Raw genomic sequence first — 26,492 nt, forward strand, 5'->3', positions numbered from 1 at the left:
GATAAAGGATGAACGTAGGTTGGGTTGAAGAATGAAACCCAACAAATTACCAATGATATCAAACATTTTTTTGGAAGATTGTTCTTGACTTAATTGTATAACTTGGCAATCATTTGTCAAACCAACTTTTGTCGTTTCAGACTCTAATAGTAGCTCTTTCTCAAGAAATTTATCAACTACTACACATTCATCGCGTTTTAATTAATAGTAGAAATGAGAGCTTCTTTTTGTCACGTTTTTGTATACTTTGTAATACATTTTCGGTAATCTTCTAGCGGGAAGGGAGTAAAACGCTTTTGAGTAGCCAAACTTATGATTGACGGCTGAAATGGGGATTTTGCGTGTTAGCCCGACAGAACGATTCATAAGAAGGGATTATTTTGGGTACGGCGGTCACGATAGAATAAGGGATTGAGTCACCTACCCGGTCAAACTACTGAATCATAAGCCTAAATAATTTCAAGGCTGTTGTAGGCGATTTTAGAGAGTGTGTTTTGTGTAGCATAAAAAATTGATAGTTCAGCAATCCCCACGGAACGTATTAATCTATGTGTATTGAATTTGGGCGAGAAATCTGCGGAAGTCTCAACATTGCAGAATCCAGAGAATGGTTGGTAACCAACGGCATAGGCGGTTATGCTTCTGGCACTGTGGCTGGGTTGCTGACCCGCCGCTACCACGGTTTACTCGTTGCATCCCTCAATCCGCCACTGGGTCGAACCTTGATGCTCAGTAAACTGGATGACACCGCTTTCTATGGGGAGCAATTTTATCCCCTATATACCAATCGTTGGGCAGATGGTACTATCAGCCCTGATGGCTATCTACACATTGAACGTTTTTCTTTGGAAGGCACGATCCCCACATGGCGTTTTGCCTGCGCCGATGCTTCATTAGAAAAACGAGTCTGGATGCAGCAAGGAGCAAATACAACCTACGTTCAATATACGTTGCGTCGTGGGACTCAACCCCTAAAGCTTGCCCTTAAGGTAATGGTGAATTATCGCGACTATCACAGCGACACCCAAAGCAACGGCTGGCAAATGGGTATAGAACAAATTGAGGGGGGCATTTGTGCGATCGCCACTCCAAATGCTGTACCGTTGTATCTATTGTGTAAAAATGCTCAAGTCTCACCGTGTCACAATTGGGTACGTGGCTTTGACTTAGCAGTAGAGCGTTATCGGGGGTTGAGCGATCGCGAAGATCACCTGCAAGTTGCTACCTTTGAAGCGACCCTAAACCCCGGTGAATCGCTGACCTTTGTTGCCAGTATTGAGGAGCAACCAGAATTAGACGGTGAAGCCGCATTAAAGTTACGGCGTAGCCAAGAACAGAAGTTAATCAGCCTTTGGAAAGCCAATCGACCAATCAATGCGAGAGAAACCCCAGCCTGGATCAATCATTTAGTCCTAGCCGCCGACCAATTTATTGTGACTCGCCATTTACCAGAGGAGCCTAATGGAAAAACGATTATCGCAGGTTATCACTGGTTTGGCGATTGGGGACGGGACACAATGATTGGTCTACCTGGTTTGACCATTGGAACCGGACGACCAGAAGTTGCTCGTTCTATTCTCCGCACCTTTGCCAAATATGTGGACAAGGGAATGTTACCCAATCGGTTCCCCGATGCTGGGGAAGCCCCGGAATATAATACAGTTGATGCTACACTGTGGTACTTTGAAGCCATCCGCAGCTACTACCGTGCGACAGAGGACAATGATTTACTCCAAGAACTCTTTCCCGTTTTAGCTGATATTATCGATTGGCACACTCAGGGGACTCGATACAATATTCATCTTGATGTTACCGATGGGTTGCTTTATGCAGGTGAAGTTGGCTCACAATTAACTTGGATGGATGCTAAAGTCGATGACTGGGTAGTAACACCACGTATTGGCAAACCAATTGAAGTCAACGCTTTGTGGTATAATGCTTTGCAAACGATGGCACAGTTTGCTCGCCACCTTGATAAACCACATCAGGGATATGAGGCGATGGCAGATCGCAGCTTAGCCAGTTTTACCAGATTTTGGAATGAGGAGACAGGGTACTGTTACGACGTTGTAGATGGTCCAGAAGGAGACGACCCTTCCTTACGTCCCAACCAAATTTTTGCTGTCTCATTGCCTGACAGCCCACTCAAACCCGAACAACAAAAAAGTGTTGTCGATACCTGCGGCAGAAAGTTGTTGACTTCTCACGGGTTGCGTTCCCTCAGCCCTGACCATCCTCATTACCAAGGACACTACCGTGGCGATCGTATTCAACGAGATGGCGCTTACCACCAAGGAACAACCTGGGGATGGTTAATTGGTCCTTTTGTTTTAGCTCATTTGCGCGTTTACAAAAATCCCACTCAAGCCCGCCAGTTTTTAGAACCAATGGCAAATCATCTTCAAACTCATGGTGTTGGCAATCTTAGTGAAATTTTTGATGGCGATACCCCCATGACTCCACGGGGCTGTATTGCCCAAGCTTGGACAGTGGCTGAGGTGTTGCGTGCTTGGTTTGCGACAGAGGAAGCAGCAGCCAACAAGTAGCATTTGCGTAATACGGGATTTCGCCCTGTCATTAGGAAAAAAAATATTTCAGTAAAATCCGGAATGCCACAATTTGACTTTGTAGATTAGTATGTCCATGTAGAAAGGTGGACTGGCAATCAGGCAACAATCTGAAGTGCTAGGGACAGGTGAAAGTACCTAACCGACAATACAGTACCATTCCTTAGCTAGTTATATCTAAACCAACTAACTCTAAACTCTTTATATCTAAACCTTGCCGCACTGCTTTTTGGCAGTGCGGTCCTATTTTCAAAACATTTCATCCTTTATCCTTCATCCTTCATCCTTCTTTGATGGTTTGCGGCGTCCAAGTAGGACCGTTAGAACGTGGTCCATCTGGAGTCCAGATGAGCTTGTCTATACACATCTGCCGCGCAGCCATGTCAATTCCCCAAGCATGATAGACAATGTACTCAGTTTCTTGGTCGGGACCTGGAACAATTGAGTTGTGTCCGGGACCGAGAACACGACCGGGGTGCGATCGCAGCACCCGTGGTCCAGTTTCGTTACCCGCATCAGAGTAAGGTCCCATCACATTGTCGGCAACTCCATAATCCACACCGTAGTTTTTTGTTTCCCAACGTCCACCGCTATAAAAACAGTAGTACCGACCTTCGTGTTTGCGAACAGACGGACCTTCCAAAGTATGCCAATCAAAAATTTCACCGTACATTAAACGGTCGGCTAAAAACCTCTGCCAATCGCAACGCGCACGCAAGACGGTTGTTCCAAAGCCCGAGAGCTTTGTCATGCTTTCGAGTCGATCTACAAACAGCGCAGTCCCAGCACGCACGCCACCCTCAGTATCGAGAAAATCACGGGCGTAAAACAAATACCACTGTCCATCGTCGTCACAGAAGGGGTGCGGGTCAATGGCGAACGGACAAGACTTGGGATCTACTAAGGGCTCTCCAACATCCTCATAGGGACCTAAGGGAGAATCGCTGGTAGCAACGCGCAACTGATGATTCTTGTCCTCGTGTCCCACGGAGTAGTAAAGGTAGAACTTGCCGTCGCAGTAAGCAACTTCAGGTGCCCAAAAGTTGTCACCCAGAGATGGATCTGGACGATGCAGGGCGTTACCAACAAAATACCAGTTTAGGAAATCGAAAGAGCGTAACAGAGGAAAGACGCGCAAGTTGCTAGTGGAGTCAGTGCTTATCGCATCTGCAATTTCGTCTATCTGTCCTTGCGCCTCTGCTGCACCAGTTCCGATCGCATAGTATACGTTCTGGTACTTCCAAACAAAAGGATCGGCGAAATAGCCTTTGTAGACTGGATTAGTATAAGTACCTGTCTGAGTGAGGGTTTCAGGTGTTGGCTCTGTATGAGACATCGTGTCCGTAAGGAATGCAACTGGAAGATAACAAATCTTCCTCTGTTTTTCTTCCTGAAACCTCTATCTATGTGTCAGTTTTTTAGTACTTAAAATTTACATAAGTTTCAACTTTTTCCTTTGGCAATTGCTCCACCACCTGACATCGCAACAACTGCCTTACCTTCTCTGGCTGGCTCTCATAGTAGTCTCGCGGAACAGTCAAATCCACTTTTACTGTGTGCAACCAATGCATAACGTAGCCCATAACTACCATTGGTCTTGGCTGAGAAGTTCTGTTTGGTGAACCTCGGTGCAGCGCGAGGGGAGAGCGGATTGTCACATCACCGGGCTGCATATAAAAAGATTCCATCGGGATTTCGCCACTTGCAATCTTTGCCAGCCCCTCCTCACGCGATAAAAGGTGAGTCCCACGTGCCATCTGGAATGGGCCATTCTCTTCCGTGACTTCAACCAAAGGAAAGTTAACTGCCAACGCGTAGAGTGGTGTGACTATTTGGTCTGAGAATAGGGGACGAAAATCCCGGTGAATTTCTTGATAATCTGAGCCTTGCACCGGGATATCAGCTCCTAACTGAACCATTACGTATTCTTGGAAAAACACGCGATCGAGGATACCCAGGATAGTCGGATTGGCGAAAACTGACGTATTAGCAAATGGAGCAACCCAAGGGAATGTCAGATAATAGCGGGCAATTTCACGAGGAGCCAGCCCACCAGGCTGATTCTGACGCTCTCGAAATAACTGTTACACCTAATAATATAAAAGAATTTAGATTGAACAATAGATTATAGCAATTATAAAATAGTAATTTTGCTAATATCTATAAATTATATTGTCATATGTAGCCTTGATCTAACCTCTCGTATATCAGAAAATTTGCTGAACATTGGAGTTGGTATACTCTCTAGTGGTGCAGGGACTCACCTTTTTACACAAGTGCAGCTTGGGAGTACCCGCAATCTAAAATTTACCAATAAAATTGACTGTATAGCAGCATTCTTCGCTCTCTACCTGTCAAGTTTACTCCTAAAGAGGTATGAGATAGGCTGAGGTAGTAATATAGTGTTAGAGCCCATTTATCGCTGGTGTCATAGAAATTAAGATAAGAGGAGCGCTGACAACTGCTGCATGACAAATGAGTATAAACTGATTGGGCTTGGGGTCAAACAGCATTTGAGTTGCAGCCAACCCATGTTCCACCGTACTCTATCTTTATTAGAATGCCCTCCGAGCGTCTACGGGGTTCTATGACACGACAAACTCAAAAAAACACTTGCAAAGCTTTTTTTTATTTACAGCAAAGTGTTCTTCCGGGTACAGTAGCTTAATAATAACTATAGGCTGTTCTTAGCTCCCAAGAGTAGCCTCCTCGGTGCATCTACGGCGCAAAAGCCGCCGAGAAAGGCAACAGATCTGCTTACATAATTTTGGTAAAAAAATCCAAAATAGTTCACAAATGTATAAATTTCTCTGATGCTGATATTAATGAGGATTTAAATATTGCTGCTTTTAAACATTCCCAAAGCGTTTTCAGGTGTCTGGAGATAGCCGACTTAAGTCTAATTGCGATCGATTACACTTAGGGAGTGTCTAAATAGATAAAGGCGGATAAGAGCGTTACGTGTAAATTAACCAGCATTGCAATATGGCAGAAGAACCTCAACCAACAACCAAACAATATGTCTCTGCTGCCAATCGACCGTCAAGCCACTTCACAAAACCAACCTCAACGGTGGCTGCACGTCGGTCAAAGCTGTTAGCCCGTTTGGGTCATGCGCTTGCTAGTACTTCAGTTGTCAGCGCAGCGCTACTTTCAGCTTTAAATTCAAATTTGGCTCAGTTTATGGAAAACCAGGCACAAAGCCTGTTTTATCTACTAAGAGGACCCCTGATTCCTCCAAAAAACATCGTGATTTTAGCGATTGATGAACAGTCCATATCTACTGGCACACAGTACTATAAAACTAATCCGCAAGAATTTGCCTATTTTGAACCGCTGAGATCTTATCCGTTTAAACGCACCGCATACGCTCAGGTCATTGAAAAGTTAGTAAACGCAGGCGCACGCGCTGTTGCGGTGGATGTAGTTTTTGATACTCCAAGCTCTTATGGAGAGGATGACGATAAAGCATTGCAACAGTCACTGCAACTTTATGGAAGTAAAGTGACTTTAGCTGCCCTTTATGAAAATTATGATACCCATCAAGGCAGTTTCATGCAATTGACACAACCTCAACAGATGTTTCAAGTGGGATCTGTATCAATTGGTTCGGTTAATTTTCCAGTAGAAATAAACGGTAAGGTTTACAAATTGGCTAGCGAGTTTTCCAAGTTGTTAGCGAAAGATGACAGTTTAACAGAAAAAGTTCTTTCCTTTGATGAAGCGGTTCTGAGAACAGCCCAAGTAGATTACCAGCAACCAAAAGGCTCGCGCATATATTTCTACGGTTCTGGAGGAACATTTCAGCAAATTCCCTTTTGGTATGTCCTCGATCCAAAAAGCTGGAACAGTTATTTACAGCAAGGGAAATTTTTTGAGGACAAAATTGTCCTGATTGGAGCAACAGCCCAATTGGCAAATGATTATCACTCAGTAGCTGTTTCTACAAGTTTGCTGCAAGATGAAAAAATGGCAGGTGTGGAAATTCACGCAAACGCGATCGCAACTCTGATGGAAAATAAAGCGCTCGTGGAAGCCATCTCAAATCCACAGGGACGAGGTCTATTTGTGCTTTGTTTGTTAGGTGGATGCGCGACGGTAATTATCTTAAGGAAGCGGGGCATAACTAGATTTTTTTTCAGTGTTGCTCTTGCCATAACTTGGGGAGGAATTGCTTATGTAAGTTTTGTTTACGGGCTGTTGATTTTACCTGCTGCTGTCCCTATAGTAGGAATGATTAGTATTGGGTTTTGCTACTTAGGAACTGAAGTTGCTAGGGAAATCATTAGAAAAAGCCAATTGCTCGATATTTTTCGGAAATATTCCTCTCACCGAGTGGTTCAAGAAATCCTCAGTCAACAAGATGACTTAAAAGATTTGCTCCAGCAGAGGGAGATGGCAATATCAGGAAAAATTCTTGATGGGCGCTACAAAATTGTCAAAGTTTTAGGTGCAGGTGGATTTAGTGAAACCTATGTCGCACAAGATATTAAACTTCCAGGTAACCCGCAATGTGTTGTTAAGCAACTAAAACCAGCTAACAGTAAACCAGAACAGTTAGCAGTTGCCAGACGTTTATTTAATTCAGAAGCCCAAACCCTTCAAAAGCTGGGTAATCACAATCAAATACCTCAGCTTTTAGCCTATTTTGAAGAGGAAGAGGAATTTTATTTGATTCAAGAGTACATAGTAGGTCATGCCCTCAGTCAAGAATTGTCCGCAGGCAGACCTCTTCATGAAATTGCTGTTATTGATATTTTGCGGGATCTACTGCAAACATTGGCATTTGTCCACAAAAATAATGTGATTCATCGGGATATTAAACCCAGTAATATCATGCGGCGAGATTCCGATGCCAAACTAGTACTCATTGATTTCGGAGCTGTCAAAGAAGTAACCACACAACTGCTTGATGGTTCAGAACAAACAGCCTTTACTATCGGTATTGGTACGAGGGGTTATGCACCAAGCGAACAGTGCTATGGGCGTCCCCAGTACAGCAGTGATATTTACGCAGTAGGCATGATTGGTATCAAAGCTCTAACCGGCATGGCTCCTCATGAAATAGATAGAGATGCTAATGGAGAACTAAAATGGGTTGACAAGGCACAAGTCAGCCCCTCTTTAGCAGATATTCTCAGCAAAATGGTGCGCGAAGATTTTCAACAACGCTATCAATCTGCCTCTGAAGTCCTTAAGGCTTTAGACGAGGTAGTCATAACTGAGAAGAAACAAACTTTGCCATATGAGGAACTATCATCAGCAGATACTCTTTATTTGGAAGATTCCGACACTCCTACCACGCCTTGGTCAGGAATATCTGACGAAAGTTCACAGTCAACTGTAAAGGTAATCAAGGATTGAGTAAACGAACCCCAGCCCTTTAGGGCAGGGCTTTGTAGGAGCCCTGAAGAGTCAATACTGAGAGAGGACTTTCGGCATAGAATTATCGTAGTTTATTTCTACTACAATGGCAAGGACTAACGTTTTTAATTTAAGGTTGTCAGATGAAGAGTTTGTGAAGCTCAAGTGCTATGCGGAATCAAAGCAAATATCCCCTGCCGAGGTTTTGCGAGACTATATCAAGCGGCTGCCGAAAACCAAGAATGACAGCGAATAAATCAGGCAGCGCTAGCTTGTGGTTACCACCAGTTGTAGCGACTGCCGTTCGCACGGATCGCGTTTCCTCCCCGATATCAATAACATATGAGCCTCAAGAAATTAAATGAATTGAGGCTCATATTTCGGGGCTTCTATGTTCCCGCAATTTCTAGGTAACTTTTGACAAAGCTCCATGCCCGATCTTTTTTAGCTGTTAAGTTGTTAAGTACTTGGCCTCAATGAAGTTTGCTGTGGTCTATCGGATGGTGCTGTTGGTGGTGTTAGAGTTGGTGCTGGATAAGTTGGCTGCACTGTAGATGGTGGTTGCGCTGGTGGTTGCGGTGCAACTGTTGGCGTTCCAGGTGCGGGCATTGGTGCCGTTGCAGAAGGTACAGCAGGTGCGGGCGCTGGCGCTGGCGCTGGCGCGGGTGCAGGTGCAGGCGCTGGTGCAGGTGCGGGTGCTGGCGCTGGCGCTGGTGCAGGCGCGGGTGCGGGTGCTGGCGCGGGTACAGGTGCAGGCGCGGGTGCAGGTGCGGGTTCTGGCGCGGGTGCAGGTGCAGGCGCGGGTGCAGGTGCGGGTTCTGGCGCGGGTGCAGGCGCGGGTGCAGGTGCAGGCGCGGGCGCTGGTGCAGGCGCTGGTGCGGGTGCAGGCGCTGGTGCAGGAGCCGATGGTGTTGCAGGTACAGGTGCAGGCGCGGGTGCAGGTGCAGGCGCTGGTTCTGGTGCAGGTGCAGGTGCAGGTGCTGGTGCAGGCGCTGGTGCAGGCGCAGGCGCTGGCGCAGGCGCTGGTTCTGGTGCCGTTGAAACTGGGGGTGGTGATGACGGTGTTGCCGGCTGTGGCTGTGTCGCACTTGGTCCAGTTGGGTTTGTTGGTGTCGTGGTCGGTCCACTAGGATTGTTGGGGGTGTTTGGATTGCTTGGATTGTTGGGGGTGTTTGGATTGCTTGGATTGTTGGGGGTGTTTGGATTGCTTGGATTGCTTGGATTGTTGGGGGTGTTTGGATTACTTGGATTGCTTGGATTGCTTGGATTGCTTGGATTGTTGGGGGTGTTTGGATTACTTGGATTGTTGGGGGTGTCTGGATTACCGGGAGTGGCAGGGTTGTTTGGATTGCTGGGTGGATTGCTAGGTGGATTGCTAGGTGGATTGCTGGGTGGATTGTCAGGTTCTGAGGTTGTTGGTTTCCTACCTCCACCATTAGATTGCTCACCATTATCTGATAAAACTTGCCCTGTTTCCAAAAACGTACCTACAGGAGCATTATCTCTACTAATGTTATTGGGAGAATTTTGGGAAGCAGTGGTTGACCTCAGGAAAGGAGGATTTTCTACAACTCCCTGACCAGTAATGGGTTGCTGTGCTGCAAGCGCCGCAGCAGTTTCAGCTTGAACGCTAGCGATCGCAGGATCTGAGCTAGGTACGCTATTTCTTAGAGGCAGATCCAGCCCACGAACTAAATCGCTGGTTTCATAAAAAGTTCTTAAATCAAAATCGTATAAACCCTGAAATTTTCCCTTAACAATAACCATCAATTGTCCGGCTTGGATATCCTGACTTTGAGAAGCATTTTTGTTAAGGACTTTGATACCACTAGTTGTTAGTGCTCCCACAATGGTGGTATCTGTTTGCGGGTCGTAACGCACGAATAATGCTGAACCACGAATTGCAGCAGCAGCATTTGGAGTGTTTATACGTGTTTGCCCTCTTCCTGGTGGTATCAGCAGCAGTACAGTACCATTAGACAGGTTAAAATTACGTGTTTTTGGTAGGAAGCGAAATACTGCTTGTTCTCCTATCCGAGCTAAAGAACCGTCGTTGAAACGCAAGTCTGCCAAAGAGGCTCTTCCCGTAGACAACCCATCCCCAGGAATCATTGCATCAGATTTTCGTGCCTGACGCCTCGGTTTATCTTGAGGCATGAGTTGTACTAAGTTACGGAGTTCGTGAATGATAGCCCGAGTCAAAGGAGTCGAAGCGCTTGCCCGATTTGGTAGAGGTAGCACAACAACTTCCAGTAGACTAATCACCAGTAGTAGAAAAAACTTGCGAAACATCGTTTGGAGCCTCGGATAATTTTACTGAACCAAACCAGTAAGAATGAAATTGTAATGAGAAGGGGGTAATTCTGTTATCTGTTATAGCAATACTTTTTACGTGGATCTGCTTAAGTTAGATGAATAATCCATATTTTCTAAAGTCAGTAAATATACTCTTGTCAAATATTAAGTTTCTTTTAAGGAAAACTAAGTTTTTACACACTATATTGTATAATTCATAATTTCCAATTAACAAAATAAGTAACCATAGGATTTATCAACACTAAAGTTTCCCCGAGACGCAAAGCCTCTGCGAAACTTTAAGCAGCAATCTCAGGTCTACATTTGCCAAAAATCAGAGTTACGCATGCAACCCAAGGGCTGGAAAAACTTGTTCTTATGGATTCTATTAGCCTCTAGTAGTGCAACTTGGTGTTGCATCAACAAAGTAGATGCGGCGTGGGCTGCAAATCCTGATTCTAGGGATGAAAAAAATCAGCCAGTATCAAAGATACCATCTTTGAGAGTTGTACGGTTAACTAATTGGGGGCAAGACAAAAGCAAGAAAGCTCAAACCCATAAAAAATTGCTCAGAGAAATTTTTGGGAAAGAACTTGAAGCAAAATATTTGCAGGAAGAGGTTGTTTCCTCAAGCTTCAAAAGTTCTGAAACCTCGGTTGGCAAGTGCAGCGAATTTGGGAAATGCAATTTACAAGCACAGTTAGATACAAACCAGCAGCTTCCAGAACAGCCACCACCAGGGATGCCAGCGCCACCACCACCAGGGATGCCAGCGCCACCACCACCAGGGATGCCAGCGCCACCACCACCAGGGATGCCAGCGCCACCGCCACCAGGGATGCCAGCGCCACCACCAGTACCAGTTGATAGCCAACCTATTCAAGAATCATTACCTCCTGAAAATCTACCATCTACCTCTCCACAGACTGAACCACCACAGTTAGAAGGACAACCAGAAAATTTCACCAACCCATCTACCTCGCCACAGATAGAACAGCGACTGCAAACGCCTGAAATAGAACGTGCACGCAGATTGGAGAGATTGCAGCAAAGGCTCCAAAAAAATCAACAATCCAATACTGAAACAAGTAGCTATGGAGAATTGGGAAGACTTTTGGTTCGAGAAAAACCGTTGGAACAAATACCACCCCCAGTTCCACCGCAACCTGTGATTCAGCCCAAACCAGTAGGTTTTTTATTAGCTCGTGTGGGCTACTTTCATACCAGTAATATTTTTTCCTCAGAGTTTGAGCCAAGACAAGATGGCTTATTTTATACGGGATTGTCCCTAGCTTCTGCACCTTTACGCCTTGGAGCTAAAACTTACTTAAATGGATCTATTGATGGTAGTATAATCCGTTATATAGACCAAGCTAAATATAATTATAACCAAATCAGATTTAACGTTGGTGTTTACCAACAGCTATCACCCCGAATGTATGGAGAAATCGGTTGGAGCAATCAACAGTTTTTCTATGCTAGAAATGGTAGCTTCTATAGCGCTGGAGAGCGCTTCCTTAACGAAAATTCCATCCAACTATCCTTTGGAAGGCGCGATCCCCTCACTCCAAAATTAATGCTAGATAGCTTTTACGAATTACGAGCTAGTTTTACTAACCCTCCTAGTAATCAAGATAATCGCGATCGCATCACTAATTCCTTATGGGTTTCTTTAAACTACTACTGGACGAGAAGTCTTCAAGTAGGTCTTAACTACCAGTTTAGTTTGGCAGACTTTATCCGCCGTGAAAGAGACGACCAATATCATAGAATATATGGTCATTTAACTTATGGGCTCTCCAACTATACCAATCTAAGTTTACAAGGTGGTGTAACCATAGGTAATTCTACAGAGCGGAACATCGATTTTGATGGTTGGTTTTTCACTGTTAATTACAATTTAGAATTAGGTCGATTTTAAAGTTGGTGAATAATTAGTAGTTTTCCCATTAACCACTAACTAATAACTAATCCAATCACTCCAGCTACCTGCATAAAGTTTGCCTGTGTGAAAGCCTGCTAATTCCAGAGATAGTAAATTTACGCAAGCAGTTACGCCAGAACCACAATAGACAAAAATTTCTTTGGCTTTGTCAAGATTAGACCAACGACGGCATTGCTCTTCTAAGGACAACATATGTCCTGTAGCATCTGTCACATCTTGCCAGGGATAATTTACTGCACCAGGAATATGACCGGCAATCTTATCAATAGGTTCTTTGACGCCTAAGTAGCGTTCCTGTTCTCGTGAATCAACTAATACAACTTCTTGTGAGTCTTTGCAATTTTTTAAGGTGGTAATATCCACTACCATATTGGTTTGTACATGAGGGACAAAAATGAGGCTGTCTGCCGAGTTATTTTCCACCGTTGAAGCAGCTGCTGTAGGTATCCGAGTTTCTGGCATAACATCTGTAACAGGGTAACCAGCTTTTTGCCATGCAGCAAAGCCCCCATCTAGTACTGCCACTTTCTCATGTCCGAGGTAACGCAGCAGCCACCATAAACGAGATGCAAAAGCAAGACGAGAATCATCGTAAGCAACGACAAGAGTTTTTTGAAAATGTACCCCTATGTTTGACAACTTTTGAGCTAGTTCATGGGGATTTGGTAAAGGATGTCTACCGCCATGTTCTCCAACAGGACTCGAAAGGTCTTTATTTAGGTCTAAGTAGTACGACCCATTTATGTGACACTGTTTGTACTGTCGTCGTCCCAATTGTGGATCTGCAAGAGAAAAGCGACAATCTACTATAACGACCTGCGGATCGTTTAGATGTTCAAACAGCCATTCACAAGAAACAACGAAAGCAGTGTTGGTCATAAACGTCAGCTAGAAATTGTTAGCAGTTGGTGGTTAGTAGTTAGTGGAACAACTCACCACTAACTACTAACCACTAACCAATTCCTGTAACTATGTCAAACTTAGACAATTTTATACCAGAGTCTACAGCAGATGGTTCGTTCACCTTCTTTTCAAAGGAGTTTGGCGAATTGTTTCACAGTCATTATGGAGCACGCCAGGAGAGTTTTTTCAAGTATTCGGTTCCCACTCGACTTGCTACTGCTGCCAAAAAATCAAAATTGCGGTTATTAGATGTTTGCTATGGGCTAGGATACAACACAGCAGCCGCTTTACAAACCATTTGGGAAGTCAACCCTAACTGTTATGTAGAGGTCATTGGTCTAGAACTAAATCCTGCCGTATCGCAAGCAGCTATTACCCATCAGTTATACAATAGTTGGGATTATAAATACAGCCAAATTCTGGCTCAGTTAGCTTTTGAGCATCAAGTTCTTCAAGACCGCATTCAGGCAAATCTATTAGTCGGGGATGCCAGAAGCACAATTCAGTTAGTGCATAAATCCAACTTTAAGGCTGATGCCATTTTCCTCGATCCATTTTCCCCTCCTCATTGCCCTCAGTTGTGGACTATTGAATTTATCCAACAACTTGCCTTGTGCCTTGATTTAAATGGTTTATTAGCTACTTATTCTTGCGCTGCTGCTGTACGTACTGCATTCTTAAGCGCTGGGTTACAAATTGGTTCTACAGCACCTATAGGAAGGCGTGCGCCCGGTACTGTTGCAACCCATGCAAGACGAGAGGAGGATGGGGAGATAAACTTCTACTCCCACCCACTGTCTCAAGCTGAGAAAGAACATTTATTAACTCGTGCTGCAATTCCTTATCGCGATCCGCAATTGAACGATTCTGCTGAGATAATTTTGAGACGACGACAACAAGAGCAACAAGCTTCTTCTCTAGAACCTACCTCTGTGTGGCGAAAACGGTGGATATCTAGAAGTCAATTAGAAATAGTGTAGAATTTTTTATGGCAATCTCTTTCAATGAAGTAGGTCGGCTAGTACATAGATTGCTTATTGGGCATAAAAAGTTGGTTTTGGTGTCTGAAGAGACTAATTTTTCATTGACCTACAGATGTATCTAAGACTGCAAACCGATAAAGGCACCGGGTTTTTGGTATTACTCCAGGGATGTTTAGTAGTAAAAAGTAATTGTAATTTAATAATTACCGTTCATTCGGCAGTAAAAATACCAGTATTATGAGTTTTTCATTAAAAATTTAAACGACAACTACCTAACTTTGATAGGATGAAATCAAGATGATGGTTTCTTAAAATACCGTGTTAATAAATCTCCGTAAAAACCCGATTGAACACAAGCAAGAATTGCTCATACTGGAAATATAGGAATAAATAGTGTGAGATTGTTTCTAGCATTAAAAAAACTTGAAAAAGTATGTTACATAACAAAAAACGGTTTTGCTATCATGTAAGTGCCCAACTAAAAACAACTCGGAGTACATTCAAGTACCAAACTTGTTTTTAATAAATATCACTGTTACGAGTTTTTAAATTGGAGTACCCTTGTGGTTCAATGGAAATCCAACTTTACAGGCAACAACCAAGAAATTGTTGATGGGTCGAACATCCTAAATCAAGTTGATACTGCCATAGTTATAAATCATACACCAGCATGGCAAAATACAGATGATTGCTCACTGGGTTCATCTAAAGAAATGGCATTTCAAGAGCCGGAAGCTTCTCCTTGTTGGGTAAGCCCTCGTGTTAATTCCATATACGATTTATTCATATCTGAAACGGTAGAAACCAAAGGTTGGACAGTGAATGGCTCTGACTCGGACGTGTCAAGAGTTTTAGTTGTTGACGATCATGCAGCTAGTCGGATGACTGCTGTGGCTCTTTTGGCAATGGAAGGCTACGAAGTCATAGAAGCTGATAGCGGTTCTGCTGCCATAGAATTGGTAAAGCAAAAACAACCAGATCTCATTCTCCTAGACGTAATGATGCCAGGAATGGATGGATTTGAAGTTTGCCAGTTGCTCAAGCAGGAAGAGAATACTAGGCTGATTCCAGTAATTTTTATTACGGCTTTAAATGACAGAAGATCGCGCATTCGGGGAATTGAAGTAGGGGCAGATGATTTCCTCACCAAACCCTTCGATCGCTTAGAGTTAGCAGCCCGTGTCAAGTCTTTAGTGCGACAAAAACGTTTGAATGAGGACTTAGACCATGCCGAACAAGTTCTGTTTTCGATTGCTAGAGCTATCGAAAGCCGCGACTTTAACACGGGAGACCACTGCGAGCGATTGATGAAATTGGGAAAAGCTTTTGGTGAATATCTGAATTTAACACGCAATCAAATCCGGGATTTAATGTGGGGCGGTTATCTTCATGACATAGGCAAGGTAGGGATTCCCGATGCTGTGCTGCTTAAACAAGGCACACTGACTGCTCAAGAATGGGATATTATGAAACAGCACGTGTTAATGGGAGAAAAAATTTGCCAGCCACTACGCAGTATGCGGGGTGTGATTCCCATTATCCGTCACCACCACGAACGTTGGGATGGATCGGGCTATCCTGATGGACTTGTAGGTAATGAAATTCCCTACATAGCGCAAGTATTTCAAATAATTGATATTTTTGATGCTTTAACTACCGAAAGACCCTATAAAAAAGCATTTACTCCACAAGAAGCTCTGAAAGTGATGGCAGAAGAAACGTCAAAGGGTTGGCGCAATCCCGAGCTGGTAAAGCAGTTTGAAGAGTTTGTGATGGCTTCCTGTAATAATTGCCTGCCCTGAGGCATGAAGATTTTCCCAGTGTTATGAGCTGTTCTGGTATCAATTGAGCGGTTGAACATCTAAACTCGAATAAGCAAGCTCAGTCAAAGCAATTCACTGTATTATGGTAGTCGTAGCAATTTTGGCGGCAGGACGCGGAACACGCATGAAATCAAACCTGCCCAAAGTTTTACATTCCCTAGGTGGGCGAGCGCTCATCGAACAAGTTATTGCGAGTGTAAAACCCCTTTCGCCTATTCGGCAAATGGTTATTGTAGGGTATCAAGCAGAAGACGTGAAAACAGCCCTACAGTCAATTCCAAATTTGGAGTTTGTTGAACAAACAGAACAACTTGGGACAGGTCATGCAGTCCAGCAATTGCTTCCCTATTTGAAGGATTATACGGGTGATTTACTGGTATTGTATGGCGATGTACCATTACTTCGTACAGAGACCTTGACAAATTTGTTGCAAACTCATACTAGAAATCAAAATGCTGCCACCATCCTGACTGCACACCTAGAAAACCCTAAAGGCTACGGTCGAGTTTTTTGTAATAGTGAAAACATAGTACAACAAATTATTGAAGATCGGGATTGTACACCGGAGCAAAAACAGAACAAACGTATCAATGCAGGGATTTACTGCTTTCGCTGGCAGGATTTAGCAAGAATTCTGCCTAACTTACAAGCAAATAACGCTCAAAAAGAATACTACTTAACCGATGCAGTGAGTCAAATTGAACCTGTGATGGCAGTAGATTTGGAAGATTACCAGGAAATTCTGGGAATTAATGACCGCCTTCAATTAGCAACAGCATACGAGATTTTACAAAGGCGAATCAAAGAAAAATGGATGAGCGCGGGTGTCACTCTCATAGATCCTAACAGTATTACGATTGATGACACCGTAGAATTACAACCAGACGTAATTATCGAACCTCAAACACACTTGCGAGGTAGTACGGTTATTCAGACAGGCAGTCGCATTGGACCTGGAAGTTTAATTGAAAACAGCCAGATAGGTGAGAATGTGACCATACAATATTCTGTGGTGACAGATAGTATTGTGCAGACGGGAACTAAAGTCGGTCCTTACGCTCATTTGCGCGGTCATGCTGTTGTAGGTGCTAACTGTCGTATAGGAAATTTTGTCGAATTGAAAAATACCAAATTAGGCGATCGTTCCAATGCAGCCCACTTATCTTATTTAGGCGACACTACTGCAGGAAACAGCGTGAATATTGGTGCAGGTACTATTACCGCAAATTATGATGGTGTCAAAAAACACCCCACAAAAATTGGCGATCGCACGAAAACGGGGGCTAATAGTGTTTTGGTCGCCCCCTTATCATTAGGAAATGATGTTTACATAGCAGCTGGTTCTGCAGTCACAGAAGATGTTCCTGATGATTGTTTGGTGATTGCCCGTGCTCGTCAGGTAGAGAAGCCCGGTTGGCGGCTAAAAAATCAGAAGAATGAAGAGTAAATAGTATTTCTTACTTCATCCTTCACACTTCATAAGTTTTCACACTTTATCCGTGAAAAACACCAACTTCTGTACCAGTGGGCATTTCTAAGGTATCGCCAATCTTCTCGCCGTCATGAAATGCGGCGAGGAGAACCTGACTAGTTTTACCCCAAGCTATTGCCCCGTTTGCGTCGAGGGCGATCGCGCCAAAATCTCGTTGGTTTTCATGTGCTTCTGCAAAGGAGCGCTGCATAGCTTCTTTCAGAGACATACCATCAGTGACACGTACAACAATCCGTGCTGCCAAGCACTCATCAATGATATCTTCTCCGATACCAGTACAGCTGACAGCAGCAAATTTGGTTGCATAATTGCCCGCAGGCATTGCAGAATCACTAACGCGACCAATGCGTTCAAATCCTTTCCCACCAGTAGAAGTACCTACTGCCAACTTACCCTGAATATCTAAAGCCACTACACCAATCGTACCGCGTCGAGCACTGCTGGTTTCTAGTAATTCAGTTTCAGCCACTACCCCAGCCATTGCTCTTTTAAAATTATCTTGGCGTTCTTGTATCCACTCTTGCAACCGTAACTCGGTCAAACCGTTATAGCTTGGAATTTGTAATTCCCTTGCTAATTCAGCCGCACCGTAATCAGACAAAATACGATCGGGAGAGTTTTGTAAAGCAAGCGCCAAATCAACGGGGTTTTTTACCCGTGATACATTGATGACTCCACTAAAAGTTTGGGAGCCACCATCCATCAAGGAAGCACTCATGCGAATCTGACCATCTGATTGCAATACAGAACCAGTTCCGGCATTAAAGCAAGGATCGTCTTCCAACATTTGACAGCCGCGCACTACCGCTGATTTAGCACTTTCTCCAGAGAGTAGTAGAGAATAAACCTCCTCCACAACTTTATAGAGCGAGCGGCGTACTGTTTCGACTCCTCCTTTGCCTTTTATAGAACTACCAGCCCCTCCATGAATGATTAATTTAGGTTGCACCTTTATTTCCATTTCTTTACTTGTGTCTCCATGCCTCTGCGGTTGATTTAGCTACCAGCTATCTGCAATCCGCCATCAGCTAAGTGCTGAGTGCTAAGTGCCGACTGCTGGTAGCCAAAATATCTCATTCTTCCGTCTTTTTGGCTTCAGAACGACGACGACGGCATCGTTCCGAGCAATATTTGACGTCATCCCAGCAATCTTCCCATTTCTTGCGCCAAGCAAAAGGGCGCTGACAAACCGGACAAATTTTTGTTGGCAAGTCAGATTTAGAACGAGCACGTCCCATATCAATACACGGTGTTAATTGGAGTTGGATTTCTGAGATTTGGATGTCAATTATAACTACTTTGCTACAACCGTAGGGTACTTATGACAACTTATTTTGAGTAATCTCCAAGAATTCAATTTGGGGGTTTGACCGAGTAAGAGTTGTAAAAGCCGAAGAAAGGGTCTATTATCTGGATAATACAGGCTCTATTTTCTGCGCCCGTGCATATGCTAAAAGCTCGTAAGTCCATTCCGAGAAAATTTTAAATGTTTTCTCTACCACATCGAAAGCTTCTTGACGCTGTGCATTTGTCAGTTCTATATCGGTAATAAAGTCTTCAACTTCTGGTGTACCCATAGTGTGTCCAGTTTCTACCTGTAAATGTACATTACCAAAATACACATATTCTTTTTTGGTCATTTTTTGTAATTCTACGGCAATTGGTAATGACATACTAAAAAACACGTGACCCATGGCTTCTAAAGACTCAATCGCTGCTACTTTGATGATAGGATCTGCCTGCCAAGTATATGCAGAAACTTGGTAGGAAATTTGACGTGTGATTTTTGTTTCTTCGCTCCAAAGGAATTTTAAAGCTTGAGTAAAATTGCCGTCTTGATTGAATCCTAGTTTGTCAAGATCCGTAATATACCAAGACCAATGTTTGCTATCTTCATTACTGTGCTCGTTAATGATTTTTTGCAGTTCATTTTTAGACTTATTGTCTCTGAAAATATATTTATTCAAGTCACTAAAGCTCATGATAAAGTGAGCCATACAAGGTGCAAAGCTTAGTCTTTGCCTTGGGTCTATAGTTTTATCTTGCATAAAATTAAATAGAGGTAATTGAGCAAAATCTTGTTTGTGATTTTGAATCAAAGCTATTACTTCTTGCATGTCTTTCCGTGGAACTAGTTGTTATCAAGGTAAAAGTAAAGTTAACCAAAACATAATTGCTAATCTTCGTACACAGCAGACCTAGGTGAGTTCTGATTGAACTTTACTATTTTTGATAGTGCCAGCTGATAACTAGGCAGTATGATTATCGTAGTTTTTAGCCTACAAACAATTGGCAATTACATTTTCAATATTTTCACCAGTTATACGAATAATTCGGCTTTGCTAAAAAATTCTAGATGATTTTTGCAACAAACAACTCGTATTAACTATTTAATTACAATGTAAAATATTGTTTTAAATTGGACAACAGTAATTTTTCTGATATACAATTTAAAGAAAAATAAAATAAAGTATAACTTTTGCAATTACTTTAAATAATATTACTGAAATTCTCCAGGAATTAGAAAAACTAATAGCTCAAGCTAATTGGATTGATAAAATTGTTATGAATTCAGGTTCAGCCCAGGAGTTAGAGGTCAAAGACGAGAACCTGAAATAAAGCAAGCTAAATCATTTGTAAGAGCCAAAAACCGATTTCCTTAAGAAAGCAATTTCCGGTCTTTAGCAATTCTCACAAACTAAATAGCATGGCTATGGGTGATTTTACGTGTCTTAATACATTAGGTTTTATCAGGTTGAAAAACAGGAATTTCAATGGTGAATTCTGTGCCTTGCCCTAGTTCGCTAAAGCAGTGTAGTTGACCGCAATGCTTTTCTATAACAATCTGATAACTTATAGAAAGCCCTAAGCCTGTACCAACACCAACGGGTTTGGTTGTAAAAAATGGGTCAAATATACGTTTCTGAACTTCTGGTGTCATACCTGGTCCATTGTCAGCAATACGAATAGCAACCATCTTCCCGCAGTCTAAAACTTCAGTGCTAATGCGAATTATTGGGAATTGAGAATGGGGAATTGAGAATTGAGAGTTAGAAAAAACCTTCCCACGATCTATCAGACAGGAGCTATTAAAGCCCTCGAGAGCATCAATGGCATTAGCAAGCAAATTCATCAGCACTTGGTTTAGCTGTCCGGGATAACACATCACCAAAGGTAAGTTGCCGTAATTTTTGATGACCGCAATTCCAGGATGGTCGTGCTTGGGTTTGAGACGATGTTGCAGAATCAATAGTGTACTGTCGATATCTTGATGAAGATCTACAGCCTTCATCTCGGCTTGGTCAAGGCGGGAGAAAGTTCGCAATGATTGAACAATTCCCCTAATCCGCTGAGCACCAACCTCCATCGAGCTGATCAGTTTAGGCAAGTCTGAAATCACGAAATCTAAATCAATAGTGTCAACTGTTTCTCTAATTTCAAGAGTTGGCTGGGGATATGTCTGCTGATAAAGCTTGAGTAAATGTAATATGTCTTCAATATATTTATTGGCATGACCTAAATTGCCGTAAATGAAGTTAACGGGGTTGTTAATTTCGTGAGCAACTCCAGCAACTAGCTGTCCCAAACTCGACATTTTTTCAGTTTGTACCAATCGGGTTTGAGTTTTCTGAAGTTCTTGCACAGTCTGCTTAAGTTGTTGTGCCTGATTTTGAGCAGTGATTGCGGCATGATGGGCTTGAGTGTAAAATTCAGCTTGGTTAATTGCGATCGTTAACTGATCGGTCACCGCTTGCAACAACTCGATTTCACTATCAGTCCAAATGTGAGGTTCAGTGCAGTGAGCACAGACAATCACACCATTTCGACCAGTAAGGGTCTGAATTGGTAACAAGATTTGTGATTTGAATCCCAAGGATTCTAAGAACTGGCGATGGATCGGTTCTGTATATTTTGTAACATCATTGATTTTAAGTATTTGTTGACTCAGAATTATCTGAGTCACAGGTCCAACCTTATCAACAGGATGGCGACCTACTAAACTATGCAAACCCGGATTTCTTGCTTCTTTAATCGTCTCCCAATATGGTGAAATGCTGTCTTGCTGAAACCAAGAAAAATTACAGCGATCGATTTGTAGTAACGGCTGAATATTCTTGATTGCTGTTTCCAGAACTATATCTATATCAAGAGATTCACGTATTTGACTGGCTAGTTTGTTGAGTAGTTTTTCCCGACATGCTAGTTCTCGATATTGGGCTTCTGATTTCCTGAGCACTGCTTCAGCTTGTTTTCGTTCTGTTATGTCTCGAGTGACGGTAGCAAAAGCTATTGGCTCATTAGTTTTTTGGTTTTTAATTACAAAAATGTTATACTCAATTGGAATAAGATTGCCTGTCTGGAAATGACGAAAGTGGAACTCTCCATGCCACCGTCCCGTTTTCATAAGACTTGATTGAATATTTTCTTGGAAATATAACCAGTCTTCTGGTGTGTGGTAATCACATATATGTGTTTTTTTATACTGTTCTGTACTTTCAATTCCTACAAGCTTTTGGCCTGCTTCATTTAGAAACTGTGTTGTACTATCAAGGGTAGCTATAGCAATAAAGTCAGAACTATTTTCAACTAGAGAGACAAACGTTTGTAGTTCTTGTTCGGGAATCTTACGTTCAGTAATATCCATTATTACGCCATCCCAGATGATATCGCCGTTAGCTTGCTTTTCTAAACGGGACCGAGCTTCCACCCACTTTAACTGACCTGATGGCGTGATAATTCTGTGTTCTCTGCTCCAAGGCTGTAAATTTTCTGCTGAAACTGTAATGGACTGGTTAAAATCTAGTTGCTCATCTGGATGAACTAACTTATAAAAACGGTGTATGTCTTCTTGAATTTCTTCTGGCTCTAATTCATACAATTCACGACAACCAGGACTAACATAGGAGAAATACTCAGAGCCATCTGCACGCCGTATAAATTGATAAATCATTCCTGGAATGTTAGCAGCTAGACGCATAAAACGAGCCTCACTTTGCCGTAGAGCTTCTTCTACCCGTTGACGCTCAATAATTTCTGCTTGCAGTTGTTGGTTAATTTTGTAGAGTGCGGCTGTGCGATGTTGTATTTGGGCTTCCAATTCTTCCTGATGTTGGTCTAACTGCTCCTCTACTTCGACTTTGTCTTTCATACAAATCATTCGCTTATTCCAGAGAAAAGTGCCATAACTTTGTTTAAACGATTGGGAAACAGAGTTCACCCACTTCTGCTGACCTGCAGATATAACACTTCTGCATTCCCACTGTTCTGGTCGTAATATATTGCCAGAAACTGCAATTGAGCCTGTATGTTCTTGGCAATTTTTAGAATGAACTAGTTCGTCCACAAGATGTTGCTGAACTGCTTGTTGTTCTAATCCTATTAATTTGGTATAATTATAGTAATTATCAAATAAAAATAGTAAAGTATCCGGACGCCGTAAAAATTGAAAGATTTTTTCTGTCAGTTTGGCAGCTAGAGTTTGAAAACAATATTCTGTCGGACTTAATGCCTCTGTAAGGCAATCGTTGGTAATGACCTCAGTTATACATACAACACCACCGATTTGCTCGTTGCAATCGTACCAGGGGCGGCTCTCCCATTTGATCCAATCAGTAGAATCATCAACTCTGACAACGCTATTCATATAGCTACTCTTGGCAGCTGCTGCCAAACAATGCTTATGGATTGCTTTCCACTTGTCAGGAATTTCCGAAATGACTTCATCATGAAAACGACCAATGAGGCTTTGCTCGCCCAAGCAGAATTCTGCTAACCAATTGCGACTAGTCGCTATATAGCGCATTTCACAATCGAAGATCGCAATGGCAATGGGTGTATGTTCTAAAAATAGTTGGAAGAGTTTTGGGTAATGATTTAAATACATAAATTAGGTTGGCAGAGGCTTTTGTAGAAGTTGAAAAATCATTGGACAACCGAAATCGTTAGGTAACACTTACTACAGTCAGTGCCTGTTAGTATAACTACCATTTGGTTAATTTAGCTACCGAGTTTTCTGGGAATTACGGTTTCTTTTGTCATGAAATTCTGACTTGGTGCGAGATACGGAAAAGGGTATATACCTAAACAAATTAGCTGCTACTACAATGTAAAAACCAGGAAAAGGATGACTAAAGGGAGAGTAGGAGAGTTTACTTGACCGATATTCTGGCTAAAGGCAACAGCAAGCGACTAACGACTCGACCATCGGGTAACTGATAGAAATGCAGTTCTCCTCCCATCAGTTGCATGAGGTTTTGACAAATTAGCAGATGCAAACCAGGCGGTTGGTTGAGACTTGAGGGAGATAGCACTTGTTTCGGCGTGTCTTGATGCAACTCTGCCAAAAGTTGAGGTTCAATGGTGCCATTATCCGTAATTGACACCTCCAGCAACTGCTCATCCATACGGCGACACCAAATGTCAATTCTGCTGCCATCTGCTGAACGGCGACAAGCATTCACTAATAATTCGTACAGAACTAATTCTATTTTCACTATATCGCCGGTAATCGCCATAGCTTGGGGCTTTAAACCATCAGAAGCATTAGATAAAGTTGAATAACTCTTTTCCGGCAAACCGCTATCAATCGGTTGTCCCAAACCATGCACACCGACCCACAACCTTTGTTGTTTGAGTAAAATTTCCATTCGTTCAAGGGAGCGTTTGAGTAGGCTAGCTATTGGTACAGTCTCTTTGCTGATGTGTACCCGCCACTGCTCAAGTTTCAGCATTTCTGACATTGATGCTGTTGCCGTATCTAGTTGACGCAGCAACTGCAGGTAACGTGTATGGGTAAGTTCATTTGTAGGAACACCCAAATCGTACATTTGACCGAGTAAAAGTATGGCGGTTCTTTGTATTTCTTCCAAACGACGATGTTTATACCAATTCAGTTGTTGAAGGTTGTGAGTTGTAGACTGGAAAATTTGTGCGATTTGCAAATGCCGTCGAGACCAAGCTAATTGACAAATCAGGGACTCTAAGGCACTGAGGCTTTGTTCTGACCACTGACGTTCTGCACGGTCTGCCATGACCACAACACCTGTTGGTTGATAATCTGTTGTAGTACGTAACGCCATAACTAAAATCTGTCCAATATCCGGACCGTTCAGCCATCTCCTAGTTTGTTCGGGTAAATCATCTACCTTGATACCTAATAAACCATCTGTAGTTAGTGCCCAATAGATTAAGGGTTCAGTATAAATTGAAAGAGCAGCATCAGTGTTGACTTCAAATTGATTGTTAGCAATAACACCTGGTATAATGTTAGCAACATCTTGTTCGGATGTCCAAGATAGCAGCAATGCTAAAGGACACTCAAGAACCGATGCTATTTGTTCGAGTGCCGCTCGTTCAAACTCTTGGATGGGTTGAGTAATACTCATTTGAGCTTGTTCTAAAATACGGAAGCATTGCTGAAAGCTACGCAATATTTTTTGTTGCTGTTGGGTCACTTGATGCAGCCGCCATTGACGAACAATCACACCAATCTGCTGACTAACGGCTTGGAGAAGTTCCTTTTCTTGGGTTGTCCAAGAGCGACTCGCTTCACTTGTAATAACTAAGAGAGATTCTGGTGCATGACCCTGAGTGCAGTTACTGATGAGAAAAGAATGCACTCCACTTTCTAGCAACTGAGGACGCCAGTTATAAAATCTTAAATCTTCTTCAATATTTTCAATACCCACCGCCTCTGTTGAACGATGCAACATTTGCCAATCCAGTTCTTTCAGAGCATCAAAAGCTGATGTCAAATTTCGACGATTGTATGGTTGATTTTGGTATAAAAGTTGATATTTATTTTGATCCGAGTCGAAATCGAGGAGTAAAAAGCGCGACCCTCCCAAACGCTCTAAAACTTTTGTTGCACAAATGCGTAAAATTTCTAGATTGTCGGAATCTTTACAGATAGCTTTAGCGATTTGACTGGTTAGTTGAGCATCTTCTTGAATTTGTTTAATAGTGCTTTCCATACTTTCTGTAGGAGTTGCTAGGGCTATTAACCCAGCAGCACCTGTCACGAAATTTTTTTCTGCCTCCGACCAAATTCGAGCTTCTCTGGCTTCAACCGCCAGAAAACCAAGCAAGTCCTTTTGCCAAATAATTGGAGCTGCTAAAAGCGATCGCACCTGGAGGCGTTGCAGAAGCTTAGCTGTAAAAGTGCTTTTTAAAGAACTGCGTCCTTCCCCTATCGACACAAGTTCATTGACCGACAAAGCATAATAAAAGTCGCTGAGTTCCTGCACTGTAATCACAGATCCTATCTGCTGTTCTGTATGCGTTCTGCCATGCTGATTGTTGGCTCGCATCCAAAAATATCGTTTTTCCCGCTCAAACCAGTAAATTTTTGTCCGAGTGGGTGCAACAAATTCATGAGTTGCTTGTACGACAGCTTCCAGTTTTTGCTCTAAGTTACCTAGAATTCGCACATTTTCTAGCAATCGCAGTAATGGCTCGTCCAAGCGCTTAGTTTGCCTTTGCTGCAAATCCATTTCACTTTGATAAAGCGCCGCCCCCAGTTCCCCTAAAACCATCATCAACCGAGCTTTGGCTTCACCACCCAGCAAATAGCCCCAACGTTCCGAACCCAGCAGCACAATACCCAAACAACGATCTTTATAACGAATAGGCAATACGATCGTGCCCTGTATGTTAAATTTTTCTGCAAACTCTTGCCATCCCTCAGCACGGTTTTCCGCTCTTAAGTCAGCTACTCCTATAGGGCGCTGTTCAATCACGACTTGTTCTAACAAATCGCCTGGATTAAGAACAACCCTTTGTCTCAAGTAACTGCTATCAGGGTTGGGCGTCATCCCTCCTTTACCAAATAATATGTGGCTCAGGCGATCGTAAAGAGCAATCCAAACTAGCCTATAATCAAACTGCTCTTTTAGGTAAGAGATAGTGGTTTCAATCAAAACGTCAACATTGTTCTCTTCCCTGAGGCTTTGGAGGACGCGCCCCAAGGACAATATATGTTGGTCGGCTGCTGTTTGTTTTTGTGGGGGCAACATCTGAATTATCGGTCAACGTAGATTGTTACTATATAAGGTGCCCATAAAAGCACGCAGATTAAGCGATTTTCGATTTAAGATTGTGAATTTTAGCGTGGGGATATTA

17 protein-coding genes are annotated in these 26,492 nt (G+C 42.8%); 7 read left to right on the forward strand and 10 right to left on the reverse strand.

The genetic code is table 11. The features are described 5' to 3' along the window. Nucleotides 1-548: 548 nt before the first annotated feature. Nucleotides 549-2,546, forward strand: a complete 1,998-nt coding sequence (locus ACYRY3_RS32650) for an amylo-alpha-1,6-glucosidase (RefSeq protein WP_460205821.1) — start codon at nucleotides 549-551, stop codon at nucleotides 2,544-2,546. Between the two features lie 301 nt (nucleotides 2,547-2,847). On the opposite strand, the gene ACYRY3_RS32655 is transcribed toward ACYRY3_RS32650, so the two are convergent. From ACYRY3_RS32655 to ACYRY3_RS32665, 3 genes are all read right to left on the reverse strand, one after another. Then, complete coding sequence (locus ACYRY3_RS32655; protein ID WP_460205822.1) at nucleotides 2,848-3,903, reverse strand: glycoside hydrolase family 43 protein; 1,056 nt, start codon at nucleotides 3,901-3,903, stop codon at nucleotides 2,848-2,850. Nucleotides 3,904-3,985: 82 nt separating this feature from the next. Next, the gene (locus tag ACYRY3_RS32660) at nucleotides 3,986-4,486 is read right to left on the reverse strand and encodes a phytanoyl-CoA dioxygenase family protein (protein ID WP_460205823.1); all 501 of its coding nucleotides are present in this window, start codon (nucleotides 4,484-4,486) and stop codon (nucleotides 3,986-3,988) included. Nucleotides 4,487-4,972: 486 nt separating this feature from the next. Beyond that, nucleotides 4,973-5,107, reverse strand: coding sequence for a hypothetical protein (locus ACYRY3_RS32665; RefSeq protein ID WP_460205824.1), 135 nt, complete (start codon nucleotides 5,105-5,107; stop codon nucleotides 4,973-4,975). A gap of 445 nt (nucleotides 5,108-5,552) precedes the next feature. Between ACYRY3_RS32665 and ACYRY3_RS32670 the strand changes: the two genes are divergently transcribed. Then, nucleotides 5,553-7,931 carry a CHASE2 domain-containing protein gene (locus ACYRY3_RS32670; protein ID WP_460205825.1) on the forward strand — a complete coding sequence of 793 codons (2,379 nt, stop codon included), beginning with the start codon at nucleotides 5,553-5,555 and terminating at the stop codon, nucleotides 7,929-7,931. Nucleotides 7,932-8,173: 242 nt separating this feature from the next. Further along, nucleotides 8,174-8,296 carry a hypothetical protein gene (locus ACYRY3_RS32675; RefSeq protein ID WP_460205826.1) on the forward strand — a complete coding sequence of 41 codons (123 nt, stop codon included), beginning with the start codon at nucleotides 8,174-8,176 and terminating at the stop codon, nucleotides 8,294-8,296. Nucleotides 8,297-8,390: 94 nt separating this feature from the next. Here the strand turns inward: ACYRY3_RS32675 and ACYRY3_RS32680 are convergent, their stop codons facing one another. Next, nucleotides 8,391-10,223: a FecR domain-containing protein gene (locus tag ACYRY3_RS32680; protein WP_460205827.1), complete on the reverse strand. Its 1,833-nt coding sequence runs from the start codon at nucleotides 10,221-10,223 to the stop codon at nucleotides 8,391-8,393. A gap of 349 nt (nucleotides 10,224-10,572) precedes the next feature. Between ACYRY3_RS32680 and ACYRY3_RS32685 the strand changes: the two genes are divergently transcribed. Beyond that, a complete protein-coding gene (locus ACYRY3_RS32685) occupies nucleotides 10,573-12,147 on the forward strand; it encodes a hypothetical protein (RefSeq protein ID WP_460205828.1) in 1,575 nt (524 codons plus the stop codon). A 39-nt stretch (nucleotides 12,148-12,186) separates the two neighbouring features. Here the strand turns inward: ACYRY3_RS32685 and ACYRY3_RS32690 are convergent, their stop codons facing one another. Beyond that, nucleotides 12,187-13,050: a sulfurtransferase gene (locus ACYRY3_RS32690; protein WP_460205829.1), complete on the reverse strand. Its 864-nt coding sequence runs from the start codon at nucleotides 13,048-13,050 to the stop codon at nucleotides 12,187-12,189. Nucleotides 13,051-13,142: 92 nt separating this feature from the next. Between ACYRY3_RS32690 and ACYRY3_RS32695 the strand changes: the two genes are divergently transcribed. The 3 genes from ACYRY3_RS32695 to glmU all read left to right on the forward strand — a co-directional run bounded on the left by ACYRY3_RS32695 (nucleotide 13,143) and on the right by glmU (nucleotide 17,327). Next, entirely contained in the window at nucleotides 13,143-14,054 is a 912-nt protein-coding gene (locus ACYRY3_RS32695; RefSeq protein WP_460205830.1) for a tRNA (5-methylaminomethyl-2-thiouridine)(34)-methyltransferase MnmD, read from the forward strand. Between the two features lie 566 nt (nucleotides 14,055-14,620). After that, nucleotides 14,621-15,859 (forward strand): HD domain-containing phosphohydrolase, encoded by a 1,239-nt coding sequence (locus ACYRY3_RS32700; protein ID WP_460205831.1) that lies wholly within the window; start codon nucleotides 14,621-14,623, stop codon nucleotides 15,857-15,859. Nucleotides 15,860-15,962: 103 nt separating this feature from the next. After that, the gene (glmU, locus tag ACYRY3_RS32705; protein ID WP_460205832.1) at nucleotides 15,963-17,327 is read left to right on the forward strand and encodes a bifunctional UDP-N-acetylglucosamine diphosphorylase/glucosamine-1-phosphate N-acetyltransferase GlmU; all 1,365 of its coding nucleotides are present in this window, start codon (nucleotides 15,963-15,965) and stop codon (nucleotides 17,325-17,327) included. A 46-nt stretch (nucleotides 17,328-17,373) separates the two neighbouring features. Here glmU and ACYRY3_RS32710 read toward each other — a convergent pair whose 3' ends face one another. The 5 genes from ACYRY3_RS32710 to ACYRY3_RS32730 form a co-directional block, all read right to left on the reverse strand. Beyond that, nucleotides 17,374-18,333: an isoaspartyl peptidase/L-asparaginase gene (locus tag ACYRY3_RS32710; RefSeq protein ID WP_460205833.1), complete on the reverse strand. Its 960-nt coding sequence runs from the start codon at nucleotides 18,331-18,333 to the stop codon at nucleotides 17,374-17,376. A 112-nt stretch (nucleotides 18,334-18,445) separates the two neighbouring features. After that, entirely contained in the window at nucleotides 18,446-18,610 is a 165-nt protein-coding gene (locus ACYRY3_RS32715) for a DUF2256 domain-containing protein (protein WP_460205834.1), read from the reverse strand. A 168-nt stretch (nucleotides 18,611-18,778) separates the two neighbouring features. Further along, nucleotides 18,779-19,489: a hypothetical protein gene (locus ACYRY3_RS32720; RefSeq protein ID WP_460205835.1), complete on the reverse strand. Its 711-nt coding sequence runs from the start codon at nucleotides 19,487-19,489 to the stop codon at nucleotides 18,779-18,781. 623 nt (nucleotides 19,490-20,112) lie between these two features. Continuing rightward, nucleotides 20,113-23,256 carry a PAS domain S-box protein gene (locus tag ACYRY3_RS32725; protein ID WP_460205836.1) on the reverse strand — a complete coding sequence of 1,048 codons (3,144 nt, stop codon included), beginning with the start codon at nucleotides 23,254-23,256 and terminating at the stop codon, nucleotides 20,113-20,115. A gap of 265 nt (nucleotides 23,257-23,521) precedes the next feature. Next, the gene (locus tag ACYRY3_RS32730; RefSeq protein WP_460205837.1) at nucleotides 23,522-26,386 is read right to left on the reverse strand and encodes a sensor histidine kinase; all 2,865 of its coding nucleotides are present in this window, start codon (nucleotides 26,384-26,386) and stop codon (nucleotides 23,522-23,524) included. Between the last annotated feature and the right edge of the window lie 106 nt (nucleotides 26,387-26,492).

Source organism: Scytonema sp. NUACC21 (genome assembly GCF_054684315.1).

Bases quoted from the DNA above. Each gene is read 5' to 3' on its own strand.
- ACYRY3_RS32650 (WP_460205821.1), top strand. From the start codon at position 549: ATGTGTATTGAATTTGGGCGAGAAATCTGCGGAAGTCTCAACATTGCA.
- ACYRY3_RS32655 (WP_460205822.1), bottom strand. From the start codon at position 3,903: ATGTCTCATACAGAGCCAACACCTGAAACCCTCACTCAGACAGGTACT.
- ACYRY3_RS32660 (WP_460205823.1), bottom strand. From the start codon at position 4,486: ATGGTTCAGTTAGGAGCTGATATCCCGGTGCAAGGCTCAGATTATCAA.
- ACYRY3_RS32670 (WP_460205825.1), top strand. From the start codon at position 5,553: ATGGCAGAAGAACCTCAACCAACAACCAAACAATATGTCTCTGCTGCC.
- ACYRY3_RS32675 (WP_460205826.1), top strand. From the start codon at position 8,174: ATGACAGCGAATAAATCAGGCAGCGCTAGCTTGTGGTTACCACCAGTT.
- ACYRY3_RS32680 (WP_460205827.1), bottom strand. From the start codon at position 10,223: ATGTTTCGCAAGTTTTTTCTACTACTGGTGATTAGTCTACTGGAAGTT.
- ACYRY3_RS32685 (WP_460205828.1), top strand. From the start codon at position 10,573: ATGCAACCCAAGGGCTGGAAAAACTTGTTCTTATGGATTCTATTAGCC.
- ACYRY3_RS32690 (WP_460205829.1), bottom strand. From the start codon at position 13,050: ATGACCAACACTGCTTTCGTTGTTTCTTGTGAATGGCTGTTTGAACAT.
- ACYRY3_RS32695 (WP_460205830.1), top strand. From the start codon at position 13,143: ATGTCAAACTTAGACAATTTTATACCAGAGTCTACAGCAGATGGTTCG.
- glmU (WP_460205832.1), top strand. From the start codon at position 15,963: ATGGTAGTCGTAGCAATTTTGGCGGCAGGACGCGGAACACGCATGAAA.
- ACYRY3_RS32710 (WP_460205833.1), bottom strand. From the start codon at position 18,333: ATGGAAATAAAGGTGCAACCTAAATTAATCATTCATGGAGGGGCTGGT.
- ACYRY3_RS32715 (WP_460205834.1), bottom strand. From the start codon at position 18,610: ATGGGACGTGCTCGTTCTAAATCTGACTTGCCAACAAAAATTTGTCCG.
- ACYRY3_RS32720 (WP_460205835.1), bottom strand. From the start codon at position 19,489: ATGCAAGAAGTAATAGCTTTGATTCAAAATCACAAACAAGATTTTGCT.
- ACYRY3_RS32725 (WP_460205836.1), bottom strand. From the start codon at position 23,256: ATGTATTTAAATCATTACCCAAAACTCTTCCAACTATTTTTAGAACAT.
- ACYRY3_RS32730 (WP_460205837.1), bottom strand. From the start codon at position 26,386: ATGTTGCCCCCACAAAAACAAACAGCAGCCGACCAACATATATTGTCC.